This window comes from Achromobacter sp. 2789STDY5608621 (genome assembly GCF_001299375.1).
In the GTDB taxonomy this organism is placed as follows: Bacteria; Pseudomonadota; Gammaproteobacteria; order Burkholderiales; family Burkholderiaceae_B; genus Achromobacter; species Achromobacter insuavis.
In genome coordinates, this window is sequence record NZ_CYTU01000004.1 from 81724 (window position 1) to 95398 (window position 13675).

Annotated in this window: 21 protein-coding genes; 9 read left to right on the top strand and 12 right to left on the bottom strand. The window is 67.2% G+C overall.

Annotated elements, in window-relative coordinates:
• A partial coding sequence (locus AOZ53_RS06195) for a LysR substrate-binding domain-containing protein (RefSeq protein ID WP_231690577.1) occupies positions 1-311 on the top strand: 311 nt, incomplete at its 5' end.
• 96 nt (positions 312-407) lie between these two features.
• Here the strand turns inward: AOZ53_RS06195 and AOZ53_RS06200 are convergent.
• From AOZ53_RS06200 to AOZ53_RS06220, 5 genes are all read right to left on the bottom strand, one after another.
• Positions 408-623 carry a hypothetical protein gene (locus tag AOZ53_RS06200; RefSeq protein ID WP_006388022.1) on the bottom strand — a complete coding sequence of 72 codons (216 nt, stop codon included), beginning with the start codon at positions 621-623 and terminating at the stop codon, positions 408-410.
• 101 nt (positions 624-724) lie between these two features.
• On the bottom strand, positions 725-1831 hold the full coding sequence (locus tag AOZ53_RS06205) for an AGE family epimerase/isomerase (RefSeq protein WP_054432333.1): 1107 nt from the start codon (positions 1829-1831) through the stop codon (positions 725-727).
• Between the two features lie 149 nt (positions 1832-1980).
• Positions 1981-2193 carry a hypothetical protein gene (locus AOZ53_RS06210; RefSeq protein ID WP_006218759.1) on the bottom strand — a complete coding sequence of 71 codons (213 nt, stop codon included), beginning with the start codon at positions 2191-2193 and terminating at the stop codon, positions 1981-1983.
• A 290-nt stretch (positions 2194-2483) separates the two neighbouring features.
• Entirely contained in the window at positions 2484-2708 is a 225-nt protein-coding gene (locus AOZ53_RS06215) for a hypothetical protein (RefSeq protein ID WP_006394087.1), read from the bottom strand.
• Between the two features lie 42 nt (positions 2709-2750).
• Positions 2751-3662: a DMT family transporter gene (locus AOZ53_RS06220; protein ID WP_054487280.1), complete on the bottom strand. Its 912-nt coding sequence runs from the start codon at positions 3660-3662 to the stop codon at positions 2751-2753.
• A 160-nt stretch (positions 3663-3822) separates the two neighbouring features.
• On the opposite strand from AOZ53_RS06220, the gene AOZ53_RS06225 reads away from it, so the two are divergent.
• Both AOZ53_RS06225 and AOZ53_RS06230 read left to right on the top strand, forming a co-directional pair.
• The gene (locus AOZ53_RS06225) at positions 3823-4293 is read left to right on the top strand and encodes an Lrp/AsnC family transcriptional regulator (protein ID WP_006388018.1); all 471 of its coding nucleotides are present in this window, start codon (positions 3823-3825) and stop codon (positions 4291-4293) included.
• 100 nt (positions 4294-4393) lie between these two features.
• Entirely contained in the window at positions 4394-4627 is a 234-nt protein-coding gene (locus tag AOZ53_RS06230; protein ID WP_054432335.1) for a hypothetical protein, read from the top strand.
• A gap of 105 nt (positions 4628-4732) precedes the next feature.
• Here the strand turns inward: AOZ53_RS06230 and AOZ53_RS06235 are convergent, their stop codons facing one another.
• The 3 genes from AOZ53_RS06235 to AOZ53_RS06245 form a co-directional block, all read right to left on the bottom strand.
• The gene (locus AOZ53_RS06235) at positions 4733-5326 is read right to left on the bottom strand and encodes a BPSL1445 family SYLF domain-containing lipoprotein (protein WP_054432336.1); all 594 of its coding nucleotides are present in this window, start codon (positions 5324-5326) and stop codon (positions 4733-4735) included.
• 247 nt (positions 5327-5573) lie between these two features.
• Positions 5574-5828 (bottom strand): hypothetical protein, encoded by a 255-nt coding sequence (locus AOZ53_RS06240; RefSeq protein WP_054432337.1) that lies wholly within the window; start codon positions 5826-5828, stop codon positions 5574-5576.
• Positions 5829-6035: 207 nt separating this feature from the next.
• Complete coding sequence (locus AOZ53_RS06245) at positions 6036-6899, bottom strand: MurR/RpiR family transcriptional regulator (RefSeq protein WP_054432338.1); 864 nt, start codon at positions 6897-6899, stop codon at positions 6036-6038.
• A gap of 156 nt (positions 6900-7055) precedes the next feature.
• Between AOZ53_RS06245 and AOZ53_RS06250 the strand changes: the two genes are divergently transcribed.
• From AOZ53_RS06250 to AOZ53_RS06260, 3 genes are read left to right on the top strand one after another with little or no spacing between them, the layout of a single operon-like run.
• Positions 7056-8054, top strand: a complete 999-nt coding sequence (locus tag AOZ53_RS06250; RefSeq protein WP_054474758.1) for a Bug family tripartite tricarboxylate transporter substrate binding protein — start codon at positions 7056-7058, stop codon at positions 8052-8054.
• A gap of 10 nt (positions 8055-8064) precedes the next feature.
• A complete protein-coding gene (locus tag AOZ53_RS06255; RefSeq protein WP_054432340.1) occupies positions 8065-9018 on the top strand; it encodes a M14 family metallopeptidase in 954 nt (317 codons plus the stop codon).
• On the top strand, positions 9019-9375 hold the full coding sequence (locus tag AOZ53_RS06260) for a hypothetical protein (RefSeq protein ID WP_054432341.1): 357 nt from the start codon (positions 9019-9021) through the stop codon (positions 9373-9375).
• A 19-nt stretch (positions 9376-9394) separates the two neighbouring features.
• Here AOZ53_RS06260 and AOZ53_RS35190 read toward each other — a convergent pair whose 3' ends face one another.
• From AOZ53_RS35190 to AOZ53_RS06280, 4 genes are all read right to left on the bottom strand, one after another.
• Entirely contained in the window at positions 9395-9898 is a 504-nt protein-coding gene (locus tag AOZ53_RS35190; protein ID WP_054487282.1) for an ankyrin repeat domain-containing protein, read from the bottom strand.
• Between the two features lie 52 nt (positions 9899-9950).
• Positions 9951-10385 carry a GNAT family acetyltransferase gene (locus AOZ53_RS06270; protein ID WP_006388011.1) on the bottom strand — a complete coding sequence of 145 codons (435 nt, stop codon included), beginning with the start codon at positions 10383-10385 and terminating at the stop codon, positions 9951-9953.
• 279 nt (positions 10386-10664) lie between these two features.
• Positions 10665-11582 (bottom strand): PhzF family phenazine biosynthesis protein, encoded by a 918-nt coding sequence (locus tag AOZ53_RS06275; RefSeq protein WP_054487284.1) that lies wholly within the window; start codon positions 11580-11582, stop codon positions 10665-10667.
• Between the two features lie 135 nt (positions 11583-11717).
• The gene (locus tag AOZ53_RS06280; protein WP_006388009.1) at positions 11718-12023 is read right to left on the bottom strand and encodes an NIPSNAP family protein; all 306 of its coding nucleotides are present in this window, start codon (positions 12021-12023) and stop codon (positions 11718-11720) included.
• A 171-nt stretch (positions 12024-12194) separates the two neighbouring features.
• Here AOZ53_RS06280 and AOZ53_RS06285 point away from each other — a divergent pair, with 171 nt between their 5' ends.
• The 3 genes from AOZ53_RS06285 (at position 12195) to AOZ53_RS06295 (ending at position 13672) form a co-directional block, all read left to right on the top strand.
• A complete protein-coding gene (locus AOZ53_RS06285; protein ID WP_054432345.1) occupies positions 12195-12593 on the top strand; it encodes a VOC family protein in 399 nt (132 codons plus the stop codon).
• A 59-nt stretch (positions 12594-12652) separates the two neighbouring features.
• A complete protein-coding gene (locus AOZ53_RS06290) occupies positions 12653-12928 on the top strand; it encodes a hypothetical protein (protein WP_054432346.1) in 276 nt (91 codons plus the stop codon).
• Between the two features lie 66 nt (positions 12929-12994).
• Positions 12995-13672 carry an NUDIX hydrolase gene (locus tag AOZ53_RS06295; RefSeq protein WP_054474760.1) on the top strand — a complete coding sequence of 226 codons (678 nt, stop codon included), beginning with the start codon at positions 12995-12997 and terminating at the stop codon, positions 13670-13672.
• Positions 13673-13675: the final 3 nt, after the last annotated feature.

The window sequence follows — 13675 nt, forward strand, 5'->3', positions numbered from 1 at the left end:
GGTTCGAGGCCGCCGGCGTGTGCCGCGACAAACTCGCGCTGGCCAGCGGTTTCGACCAGGTCAGCATCCTGGTGCGCGCCGTCATGGCCGACATGGGCATCGCGGTGCTGCAGCGCTGCCTGGTGCAGGACGACCTGCAGGCCGGCCGCGTGGCCGCCCCCTTCCCCGACCTGCGCATCGCCATCGCGCGCGGCTATCACCTGTGCGCCCCGCCGCAGCGGCGCGACCATTACGCCCTGGCCTGTTTCCGCCAGTGGCTTCTCGACACCACCGAACGGGATCCAGACGCCCGCGCCCCGTCGCCAGCCTGAAACCACGACCATACGTTACAAAACAAAACGGGCCCCGATATGGGGCCCGATCATGACAGGCGATTTGCGGCCTCTCGGCCGGCGTGTTGCGGCGCTTCAGGGCGCCAGTTTGAATCCCAGGTCCACGCCCCACTTGTCCGTCTCGCGCAGCCATTTGGCGCCGCAATTCAGGCAGCGGAAATGGTCCTCGCGGCTTTCCTCGCGGCCCTTCTGAGTCGGGTTGGTGAATCCCTGATGCCCCAGGTGCGAGTGTGGTGCCACACCCGCCAACCCGGGGTTGATGCGTTGGCAAGCCAAGCACATAACGCTCATTGATGCTTCCCCACTAACTTGGTAACCAAATTGTAAGGGATTTCACCAATGTTTTTCTATTAAATCTGTCCCCCGTTAGACAAAAATTGTTAACGGCGCAATTAAACAACGGCCGGCAAGGCCGCCAGGCAGGTTGCCAGATGGTAAGGCGAGGTCGACGGCATGTCCGCCCGCGCCACCGCCCCGTCCCGGTCCAGGCATTCGTGCCAGCCGCCCGGGTGCAGGAAACGGGCGCGGAAGCCCGCCAGCGCCTGGTTCAAGGCCGGCAGGTCGCCCAGCACCGCCAGCACGCGCAGGTACTCGGTCTGCGCCCAGATCCGGCGGGTGTCATCCAGCACCGCGCCATGCTCGTCCAGCGCGGCCAGCACGCCGCCCGCATCCACCCCATGGCCGCGGGCCCAGTGCACCCCGCGCGGCAGCGACTCCGTCAGATCCAGCCCGTCGAACACCTCGGCCGATTCGCGCACCAGCGACAGCCATTCGAACTGATGGCCCGGCTCGATGCGGTTGCCCGGCTCGCCCTGCGGCAATTCGGCGATGCATTGCGTCGGCGCGCTCAGGAACACCTGGCTCATGACCTGAGCCAGGCCGCGCAGGCGAGTCGCGAACAACGCCGGTTCGGCCACCTGGGCCGCGGCCAGGTACGCCTCGGTCAGGTGCATCATCGGATTCTGCGCGGGGCCGCGCAGCGCCTCGCTCCAGTCCTGGCTCAGCACGGCGTGATAACGCCCGTCGGCCATCCTGAAGCGCGACTCGATGGTCTCGGCCGTGGCCAGCAGCAGCTTGCGCGCCTGCGCGTTGCGCGAGCGGCGGAAATACGCGGCGCAGGCGAACACGATGAAGGCATGGGTATACAGGTCCTGGGTCGGATCGAGCGGCCGGCCCTCGGCGTCCACGCTGTAGCGCCAGCCGCCATGCTCCTCGTCGCGGAACACGCGGCACAACGAGGCGAACAAGCGGTCGGCGTGCGCGCCCGCGGCGGCGCCCGGCGCGCCGGCGTAGACATACAGCTGGCGCGCGCAAGCCATGGCGCGATAGCGCTCGGCCGGCAGCGGCTCGCCAGTGGCGGCATCCAGGGATTCGAAAGGCAGACCCAGGGCGTCATTGAAGCCCCGCCCCATCCACATGGGCAGGATGACAGAGTCGAAATGCTCGTGAAAAGCCTTGATGTGCTCCGCCAGCGCGGAGTTGGTCTGTGCGGCAGTCATCTTGGAATGACGCAGGCCCGATGAGAGCCATTTGTTTTGAAGCAGCGACGATAACCGAAATTTCCGCCGCCATCTCTGGAACGCCATTCTGAGCGTCATGCGCACACAGACCGGTACAGCCGTTCAGCTTCCTTCAAGCGCGGATGCGCCTAGCGGAAGATGTTTTCCTCGACCCAGTTCTGCGCGAATATTTCCGCGCGATCGCGTGCTTCGTCCAACGAAGCGCAGTTGCCCAAGTGGGAAAACGCGGCATCCACCTCGGTGCCGCCCTCAGCCGTTACCGTCAGCAGTACGCCATATCCGCCGGTATCCATGGCCGCTGTGGAAACGTCGATCAGTACTTCCTGGTCACGATGCTGCATGTGCTACCTCCCAGTCGGTTACCTAAACGCGTGAACCACGCGTGACGTAGCGGGTGCAGAATTCCCGCGCAATGAATAGACCTGAATCCGTCACGCAAGTTCATCTTACCGGCGACATGCGGCTGGCGATACGTCCGGACGCTGCCAAATCGAACAAACCGTCTCAGGAGATTCCCGTAGCCCATCGGGATGAGCCGCCGCGCATACCGCGCCGCATGCAGACATTCGCAAGAAATGCACTAATTCGTGACGCGTAAACCGCCGTCACAAACCTGCAGTGGAAATCGGGATCAACGCAGATGGATGGCGCCGGGTTCTTCCATGCGCAGCGCCAGCTTGCCCTTTTCGGTGATCCGCCAGGCGCCGTCGGGGCCGGGATCGATACAGCGCAACGTCTGCAAGGCTTCGGCCACGTGCGCGGGCACGGTGGTCTGGACGGCGCCCGGTTCCGAATTATCGGCAACGATGCGCAGCCAATGTCCCAGTTCGCCTTTTTCGAAACGATGCAATGCCATGCGTGACTCTCAGTTCAATACTGCAACGATAGCACGCCGCCCTTACGACGGCCGCAGCGCCAGGGGACGCTTCACCCGCGCCGCCGCGGCCGACGCGGCCACGCTCAGCGCGATCAATCCCAGGCCCAGCGTCAGGTCCGGCGAGAGGCGCTCATGGAACACCAGCGACGACACGATCAGGCCGATGACCGGCACGCACAGCATCGCGATCGAGGTCGCCACCGGCGGCAGTTTCTGCGTCATGCCCAGCACCACGATGAAGGTCAGCGCCGTGGCCAGCGGACCGGTATACAGGATCACCGGCCAGGCGTCGGGCACCGCCAGGAATGCCGGCGCGCCGTCGCGCAGCCAGGCCAGCGCGACCAGCGGCACGGTGGCGATCGCGGTCTGCCACGGAATCATGTCGGCGCCCAGGCGCACGTGGCGATTGCCGCGCAGCTGGATGATGTTGCAGGCCCAGGCGAACGAGGCGCCCAGCAGCATCACCAGGCCGATGACGGTATGCGCCTGCCACGGGCTGAAGGCCGGCGCCACGATCACGCCGATGCCCGCGTAGCTGAGCGCGGTGGCCAGCCACTGCGCCGGCGACAGCCGTTCCTTGAGCACCAGCGACGACAGCGGAATGACCCAGATCGACGTGGCGTAGGCGATCACCGACGCGCGACCCGGCGCCACGTACTGCAACGCCCACAACGCCAGCGCGGTGAACGCCCCCATCTGCAAGAGGGCCACGCCCGCCACCAGCGGCCATTCCTGGCGCGTCGGCAACCGCAACCGTCCCAGCAAGCCCAGCACCACCGCGCTGATCAACGCGGCCGAGCCGAACCGGCTGGCCGCCAGCCACAACGGGCTCATGTGCGCCAGGCCCAGCTTCATGACGGGCCAATTGCCGCCCCAGATCATGACCGCCCCGGCCAGGGGCAAGAACTTGCGCAACGTACTCTGCTGACTCATTGCTACCGCGTCTACCGCTTGAATATTCCGTGCTTTGGCCAATTCGCCAAAGAAAGAAACAGTCTATAGGGTAAACCCCAGCATATTTCACCTCAATTTGCCGCCATACCATGCATACTCAGCACAAGTGCATGGTTCTCTCCACAATTACAGGTCGCTTATGCCGGATATCAACCTGGATGCCACCGACATCCGTATCCTCAACGAACTCCAGCGCGACGCGCGCCTCACCAATGTCGAGCTGGCCGCGCGCGTGAATCTGTCGGCCTCGCCCTGCCTGGCGCGGGTGCGGCGGCTGGAAACCGAAGGCCTGATCGACCGCCGCGTCACGCTGCTGAACGCCCGCAAGCTCGGCCTGAAGGTCAACGTGTTCATCCAGATCTCGCTGGACAAGCAGCGCAAGGCCGCGCTCGACGTGTTCGAACGCGAAATCGCCGTGCTGCCGGAAATCATGGAGTGCTATCTGATGTCGGGCGACGCCGACTACCTGATCCGCGCTCTGGTGCCCGACGTCGATGCGCTCGAACGGCTGATCGTCGAACACATCACGCGCATTCCCGGCGTGGCCAGCATCCGCTCCAGCTTCGCCCTCAAGCAGGTGCTCTACACCACGGCGGTGCCGCTCGGTTGATGGCGCTTGCGGGATCGCGCCGGCCAGCCCAAAATGAAAACGTCCGCCGCCGGTTCCGGCCGGCGCCGGCGTCCCTCCATCGCTTAGCAAGGAGCACACCATGCCTGAAACCGAATGGTTCCCCGGCAGCACGCTACCCGATCGTCAGGGCTACTTCGAAGTGGCGTTCGACACCGGCGAAACCGAAATCACGCGCTACGGCATCCTGGGTTGGGAACCCGCCGAGGAACGCGGCCGCATCCTGCGGTGGCGCGGCCTGGATCCGAAGATCGAAGCCGCCGAAATCGAACGCGAGAGCGCGGTGCGCAATCACGGCGACGACATCCTGCGCTGACGCGCCAACCCGGACAAAAAAACGCCGCGGCTCGCACCGCGGCGTTTTTCATTGCGCCAGGCATCGGCAAGACCCGGGACGCGATGGCCCGGGTCCGGATGATCCCTACATATCGATCTTCGCGATCTTGGTGCCTTCCAGCGACACGCCCGCCATCAGGCCGCCGTTGTTGAGCACGAAGCCCACCACCGGCTGCTGCGCGGTGTTGGTGTCGATGCGGCCGTTGGCGCCGATGTTCACCACCGCCACCGTGGCGTCAGCGCCCACCGTCCAGCCATTGCTGTTGCGGAACTTGTTCAGGGCCTCGTCCGTCATGAACAGCACGAACATCGCCTTGGACTGCGCGCCCGCCTGGAAGCCGATCGAGCCGGCCGTGGTGCTGTAGTAGCCGGCATTGGCGCCGTTCACCCGCAGCACGCCCTTGCCGTGTTCAGCACCGATGAAGAAGCTGCCGCTGAGCACATCGGGGAAGATCAGCACGCCCTTGGCGCGCGCCACCAGCTCCTTGGATTGAGGCGAGGCTTGATAGAGCTTGCCCAGCGAGGCGTTGGCCGCGCTATTGATGGACTGCCGCTGCTCTGACGCCGAGGCGCTCGATTGCGGCGACGTGGTGGTGCAACCGGCAAACAACAAGCCGGCCACGCCGATTGTCGCGGCGGCCATGCCGGCGCGGCGGAAAAGAGGAAAAGTGTCGAACATGGAACTCTCCTTTTTTGTTGTCATCCGTTATCCACTGTACCGGGACGCGGCCGCCGCGCAAGGCACATGATGTGATAAACGAAACAAAACCTACATCACGCCCGACCCGGCTTTCGCGCCGGGCGCCACGCGCGATGCAATCCAGCGCATTTCCGGCCTGCCGCCGGCGGCAACATTTGGTATGGCCGGCCGCGTCTCGATACCTGGCTGCAAGCGAATCGACATCCCGTCGCGATACTCGCATTTTTCAGAGAATGCCGTAGCGCGGCTCGCCCGTCGCCGGGTCGACCGACACGATGCCGGACAACACCAGTTCAGCGTGCCGCCGGGCAACGCCGGCATCCACGAAGGTCACGAAACGCGGCAGGGACCAACGCTGCTGGAAGTGCGCCTCGCCGGGCCGCGACACGCTGATTTCTATCGCCAGCACCCCGGCATCGAGACTGACCACTTCACACATCACTTCGAAGCCGTCGATGTGACGTTGCGGCCACGGGTTCATTCCTGTGCTCCTGAATCTGCTCTACCCGGCCGCAATATAAAAAAAATAATTTGGCTTGAAAAGCCTTGTTTTCAAGGGGTTATGGCGTACTAGATGGACTGGTGCGAAGGCACCTGGACAAACACGAAAACCCCGTGAATTCGGGGTGATTCCAGGCATTTCAGGACTTGCGCGCAAACCGGCGCGCGGCACGCGATGCGCGGCGCGTCAGCGCGCCGGCGGATGAATCCACTGCGAATCCCACAAGGCCTCGCCGCGCTCCAGCGTCGCGGCCAGTTCCTTTTTACGGCGCAGCGCCACCGCGGCCAGCAACGCATTGCAGATCGACAGCGCCGCCACATGGGAATCGAACGGCGATGCGCTCGACGTGCGAGCCAGCAGCACGTGGTGTGCCTGCGCGGCCGCGGGCGCGGCCGCGGAATCGGTGATCAGCACCACCTTGCCGCCGCGCTCGCGGAACACCTTGACGGCATTGGCCGCCGCCACCGAATAGCGCCGGAAGGTGAACGCCAGCAGCACGTCGTGCGGTTGCAGCCAGAGCAACTGGTCTTCCAGGAACAACGGCCCCGACGCCGCCATCGCCTTGACGTCGGGCAGGCACAGGTTGAGATACAGCGCCATGTGATTGGCCAGCGGCGCCGCCTGGCGCAGGCCCAGCACGTGCACGCGCGCGCGGCGCTGCGTCAGCAGCCGCACCGCCGCCTCGAACGCCGCCACGTCGATCGCGGCAAAGGTCGTCTCCAGGTTGTGCTGGTCGTGCAGCAGCGCATTGCGCAGGCAGGCCTGCGCCGAGGGATTGTCGACGCTGACGGCGTCGGCGCGCTCGCCCGGCGAGGCCAGCAGCGCCGTGAGTTCGGCGCGCGCCTGCATCTGCGCCTGGGCATAGCTGTCGTAGCCGAGCTTGGCCAGCAGGCGCACCACGGTCGACGCGCTGGTGCCGACCCGGCGCGCCAATGCCGTCGCGGATTCGAGCAGGCCCTGCGGGTAGCGCGCCTGCATGTCCTCGACCAGGCGCTGTTCGGTCTTGGTCAGTTTCCGGTCGTAGGCGGCGATGCGTTGATGCAGATTCATGATGGCAAGGTCCCAGGGCCGGTTCACACCCAAGGCAGCCTCGCGCGGGCCCTAGGTGATAACCCCAAATTCAACAACGTTCATTGCAGACTATATTTCGTTCTGCAACGCCCGTTGCAGAATAGACCGAACTGTCCGTCACCACAAGAGAGCGTCATGAAGCACCCCTCCGAGGCCGCATCGCCCGCCCGCCGCAATCTGCTCATCGCGGGCATGGCCGCCGCCCTGCTGCCGCTGTCCGCGCGCGCCGACGCCTATCCGTCGCGCCCCATCTCCCTGGTCGTGCCGTTCCCGGCCGGCGGCTCGGTCGACCTGGTCGGCCGCCTCTACGCCGAAGTGCTGGGCAAGATCCTGGGCGTGACCGTGGTGGTCGAGAACCGCGACGGCGCTGGCGGCGCGATCGGCAGCCAGCGCGTGGCGCGCGCCAAACCCGATGGCTACACCCTGGTCGCGTCGTCGCAAAGCTCGCATCTGGCCAACCCGCTGATGCATCCCAACCTGGGCTATGACCCGATCAAGGATTTCACTTCCATCTCGCAGCTGGCGCGCACGCCCAACGTGCTGGTCACCAGCGCCGCCCTGCCCGTCAAGGACTTCGCGGAATTCGTCGCCTACCTGAAGGCGCATCCGGACGATGTCCACTTCGCCACCGCCGGGGTCGGCAGCATGGGCCAGTTGAACGCCGAGCTGCTCAAGCACACCCTGCAACTGCGCGCGGTGCACGTGCCCTACCGCGGCGGCGCGCCGCTGCTGAATGCGTTGCTGGCCAACGAGGCCCAGTTCGCGCTGGACAACCTCGCGCCCTTCCTGCCGCACATCCAGAGCGGCAAAATGCGCGCGCTGGCCGTGGCCGCGCCCACGCGCCAGGAAGCCTTGCCCGACATTCCCACCTTCGCCGAGCTCGGCTATCCGGTGCTGAACGCGATGTCGTGGATCGGCCTCGCCGCTCCGGCCGGCACCCCGCCCGAGATCACCCGGAAACTGCTGGACGCGGTGCAGACCGCCGCGCGCCAGGACGGCACCGTGCAGTCCCTGGAAAAGAGCGGCGCGCTGCCGCCCGAACTGCAGACGCCCCAACAATTCACCGACATGATGTCGCAGCGCCTGGCCTTGTATAAAGACCTGATCGACCGCGCCGGCATCCGTCCGGAATAGGAACCCCCACATGACCCACCCCGCTTTCGCCCCCGACACCGCGCCGCTCGAAGTCCTGCCGCGCGATCTTTCCGCCTATCGCCAGGGCAACACCGGCATCGACTACGTGCACCGCTTCGAATCCGGCAAGCCCGGTCCGCACGTGCTGGTCAACGCCCTGACGCACGGCAACGAGATCTGCGGCATGGTGGCGGCCACGCACCTGCTCGATACGGGCGTGCGCCCCAAGATCGGCACGCTCACCGTCAGCTTCGCCAACATGGAGGCCTACAACGCCTTCGACATCGACAACCCCTACGAAAACCGCCAGCTGGTCCACAACCTGAACCGCATCTGGTCGCCCGAATGGCTCGACGGCAGCGAGCAGAGCCCGGAACTGCGGCGCGCGCGCGAACTGCGGCCGGTGCTGGACGCGGCCGACTACGTGCTCGATATCCATTCGACGCGGGCGCCGGTGCAGCCATTCTGGGTCTATCCCGAGATGGACCGCAACACCGCGCTGGCCGCCGCCGTCGGCGCCCCCGCGGTGCAACTGGTGATGCCGGCCGGCCGCTTCCCCGGCACCGGCGTGCTGAACTACGGCCGCCATGGCGATCCCGCCTCGAACAGCGGCGGCGCGCTGGTGGTCGAATGCGGCCAGCACTTCGCGCAATCGGCCGCAACGCTCGCCACCGACGTCACGCTGCGCTTCCTGGCGCACCTGGGCCTGATCGACGCCCCGGCCAACAGCGCGCCGGCGGCGCCCGCGCAGCCGTTCCGGCTGCTCGAGGTGCACATGGTCAAGTCCGAGGACTTCACCTTCACGCGGCCGCTGCTGGGCTTCGAGGTCTTCAACCAGGGCGAGCTCATCGCCATCAACGCCGGCGAGGAAATCCGCTCGCCTTGCGACAACTGCACCATCTTCATGCCGACCCGCATGCCCATCGTCGGCCGGGAAGCGGTGTACCTGACCGAGCCGATGTAAATGTGGGAGCCCCATCCCTGGGACCTGGACGACGCCGCCGCTGACATCCAGCGGCAGGGTTTCCATGTCCGCGGGATGGTGGCCGTCGGCTGGCAAAGCATCCCGTTCGGCGACCTGCCGGCCGAGGGACTGTTCGGCCTGACCGCGGATCAACTGCGCTCGGCCGAAGCCGTCTGCCATGCCGCCGTGCAGGACGAGCATTGGGTGCTGACCCAACGGCTCTGGCATGGCTTTCCCGATCCGCCCGAATGGGGACTGTGGACCCGACCGCGGGACGCGGCCGGACAACCCTGGACATCCTGGGGCCAGTTCGCCCATCTTCCGCCGGCGTGGCGCCTGCCGCCCGGCGTCGACTGAGCGCGCGGGGCGACGGGCTCTACGCCTCGGGGAACGCCGGCTCGGCGCCCGCCTCCTCCAGCAGGTCCGCCACGTCCTGCGCGCCCTTTTCGATGGCCCAGGCCCAGGCGTTCCAGCCTTCCTCGTCGCGGCGGTCGGCCTCGGCGCCATGCGCCAGCAGCAACGCGGCGATGGCGGCATTGCCGCGCGCCGCGGCCGCCATCAAGGGCGTGCCGCCATCGTCGGACGCGGCGTCCACGTGCGCCCCCGCCTCGAGCAGCACGGCCACCAGCTCCAGGCGCTCCCAGCCCGCGGCCTGATGCAATGCGGTCAATCCATGTCCCGCCCGGCAGGCCGTGTCCGCACCCTGCGCCAGCAGCAGGCGCGCCGCCTCGGCCGCGCCGGCGGTCGCCGCGCAGAACAGCGGCGTGGCGCCGAACGCATTGCGCGCGTCCACCGTCGCGCCAAGCGCCAGCGCCTGCGCCACGCCCGGTGCGTCGCCGGCCGTCGCCGCTTCCAGCAATTGTTCGTCTGGTGTCGTCATGAAAACCCGTTATCGGAAAAGAATCGAAGGCGCTCATTAGACACCGCCCGGCTCACAGATCGGGAATCAGGCGCTTGCCCAGGCTGATCACCTCGTCCTGCTGGAACCCCAGGCTGGCATAGAAGTCCTTGACCGCCAGGTTGCCGGAACGGATCAGCAGGTTGATCTTGGGGCAGCCCATCTCCAGGAACTTGCGTTCCAGCGCCCGCATCAACGCCGACGCATAGCCGCGGCGCTGATGCGCCGGCGACACCGCCAGGTAATTGACCCAGCCGCGATGGCCGTCATAGCCGCCCATCAGGGTGCCGACGATGGCGCCGTCCGCCTCGCCCACCAGGAACAGGTCGGACTGCACGGTCAGCTTGCGCGCCACGTCCTTGCGCGGATCGTTCCAGGGGCGCGTCAGCCCGCAGTCGGTCCACAGCTGGATGATGGCGGCTTCGTCCGCCGGATGAAAAGACCGGATGGCCAGTTCGGGATGCTTCATGCTTCGTTCCTCTTGAAGGAAAAACGAAGGCCGGGCGCTACGCCTCGATGGCTGGAAAGCAAAGCGCGCATGCCGCGCAAACAAAAAGGCCACGAGGGGTATCGTGGCCTTCTGGAGGGAACACCGGGGATCCGGCGTTCGAACACGGCTTGCCACTCAACGCAGGCGTCGAGTGATTCGTCGGTTGTCTGCCCGGGCCGGCGCGGCCGGCGGGGCGATGAGAATGCGGTTCATGGCGGGCAGCATACACGACCCCGACCCGCCGCGACAAGCGGCCGCTCAGGCCGTGGCGGGCGCCGGCAGCGAGCCTTCCATCACCACCACCGCCTGCCCCGCCACCCCGGCCCATACACCGTCCGCGCGGACCTCGGCATGCGCCAGCAGCAGGCTGGCCCGGCCCATGTCGACGCCCTGCGCCACCCGCAGGCGCAACTCACCCGCGCCGCGCAGGGCCGCCCGCAATGCCGTGGCGGCGCCGGTCGCGCTGCCGGTGGCGGGATCCTCGGTCATGCGGCCGGTGAACATGCGCGCCTGGATGTCGATCGGTCCCAGCGGCGTCTCGGCGCCGCAATCGGTGGTGTAGGCGTAGATGGACCGGGCGCCGTCCAGCGGCAGCAATGCGGCATAGCCCGCCGGATCCGGCCGCGCGCGGCGCAGCGCATCGCGGCTGGCCAGTTGCACCACCAGGAAGATCAGGCCCACCGACACCACCTGCGGCGCATGCTCGGACAGCAGGATATCGCCGGGCGCCAGGCTCAAGGCGCGCGCCGCGGCCTCGGCCGTCACCTGGCTGGCGCGCGTCAACGGCTGCGGCGCGGCCAGTTCGGCGCCCAGCAGGCGGCCGTCCTCGCCATACCGCAGGTCGATGCGCACCAGGCCCGCCTCCTCCTCGAACACGAAGCGCGCCGGCGCCGGCTGGCCGGCCGCGATCATCTCGCGCGCCAGCACCACCGCCGTGCCCACGTTCGGGTGGCCGGCGAATGGCACCTCGCGGTCGGGCGTGAAGATGCGCACCCAGGCCGTGTGCGCGGCATCGCGCGCCGGCAGCACGAAGCTGGTTTCGGAATAATTGAATTCGCGGGCGATGCGCTGCATCTGCCCGGTGTCGAGGCCCTCGGCCTCCAGCACCACCGCCAGCGGATTGCCCTGGTAGGCATGTTCGGTGAAGACATCGGCGGTGACGTAGCGGTAGCGCATGCGGGTTCCTTCAAAGGGATGGCGGACGCGGAAAATTATCCGCGCCGCCCGCCTTGCGCGACAGACACAGAGCCGCCGAAATCCGGGCATAACAGGCGCGCGGCCGGACCGGGCCGGCCACGCGCCGCGCAGCGCTCAGTCGAACACGGGGCGGAAGAAACTGCGCTCGTAGCTCAGGATGCAGCGCGTGTCCTCGGCGTACTTGAACGCCGCCTGGCATTGCGCGTCCTGCATCGACTGCTGGCGATAGCGCTCGTACTCGGCCAGGCTGGGGAACGTGAACAAGGCCAGCGCGATATTGTTGGCGCCCTCGGACGGCAGAAAATAGCCATGGTGCGTGCCGCCGAACTTCTCCACCAGCGGAATCCACATCTTGCCGTAGGCTTCGAATTCCTTGAGGCGGCTGGGGTCGATGACGTAACGCAGATAGCAGGTAACCATGAAGACTCCATGAGGGTGGAAGGGAAAGCGGATGTCGATCCGGCGCCGGGGCCTGCACTCCCTCCAGAAGGGCGCGCAGGCCCTAGGCAGTGCGGCGACGGCCTGGGACAATCCCACAACCCGCCCCGCGCGTCAACGCGGTCCGCCCCTCGCATCCCCGCTGTCCGCCCCATGAACCTGATATCGCACGTGGAAATCCCCGCCGCCAACCTCGAGCGCGCCATGCATTTCTATGGCGAAGTCTTCGGCATCGCGTTCGACGGCATCGTCGACCTGCACGACAGCAGGATGGCCTATTTCCCGTTCCAGGAAGGCCGCGACGGCGCCAGCGGCGCCCTGGCCGAAGGCCCCGTCTACCTGCCGACCGAGGCCGGCGCCGTGGTCTACTTCGCCGTGCCCGACATCGACGCGGCGCTGCGCCGCGCCGCCGCCCTCGGCGGCGCCATATTGTTCCCCAAGACCCCGGCGGGCGATTGGCAGGTGGCCGAGATCCGCGACAGCGAAGGCAACCGCATCGCGCTGCAGGCCAGGATCGCCGCCGCCCCGCCCAAAGCGGCCGGATTGGGTTAAAACTACCGCTTTGTGCCCGGCCCCGTCGCGACACATCCCGCCCATCCGGAGACGCCTCGTTGGCTTACTTTCTCACCCAGGTCCTGGAACCGCGCCTGTGGATCCTGACCCTCGCCGTGCTGCTGGCGCTGCGCTGCGTGCCGCTGCGCGGCTGGCGCGGCATCGCCGCCACCGGCTTCACCGCCGGCATGGTGTTCGACACCATCCAGTTCCGCGTCGGCCCGCCGCGGCTGTGGGACAACATGGTGCTGGACTCGATGCTGGCGGCGCTGTGCATCGCCGTGGTCCTGCAACTCGCGCTGTCGGCGGCCGCCAGGCTGCGGGCGCGCAGCTGATCCAGACCCGGACGTTCCACACCCTCAATCGAAGCGCGGACATCCCACCCCGGCAAGGAGCGCGACATGGAACCCCAGGACAGCGATGACGGCGCGACGCGACCGCCAGCCATCATCGCACCCCGGCAAGCCATCCTGGACACGATCCTGCGCGGCGTGCGGGCCCAGGAGATTCCCGCCGCCACCGATTGGCCCGCCGCCAGACTGCACTTTCCCGACAACGACGGACAATGGAAATTCTCCGCCGTGCTGGTCGCCATCGTGCCGCGCAGCGACCCCACGATCCTGCTCACGCGGCGCGCATCGGGCCTGAAGGAATACTCCTCCCACGTCAGCTTTCCCGGCGGACGGCCCGAGGACATCGATGGCAGCGTCGGCGCCACCGCCCTGCGCGAGGCCTGCGAAGAGATCCTGCTCGATCCCGGCGCCGTCGAGCTGGTGGGCTGCCTGCCGCTGCACAAGACGCGCAAGCGCAATCACGCCATCTTCCCCGTCATCGGCCTGGCCTCGCCCGCCGCCGCGTGGCAGGCGTCGCCCGCCGAGGTCGACGAGATCTTCGAGTTCCCCTTCTCGGCGCTGCTGGACCCGGACCTGCCAAGGCAATACGCGGACGGCGAGCGCGCCGGCGCCTGGTACTGGGCCGGACAACAGCACGACATCTGGGGCGTCACCGCTCTCATCCTGAAATCGCTGGCGGCCCTGGCATCCTGTCCGGCCGGCGCGCCCGCCTCACCCTCACGCTAGCCC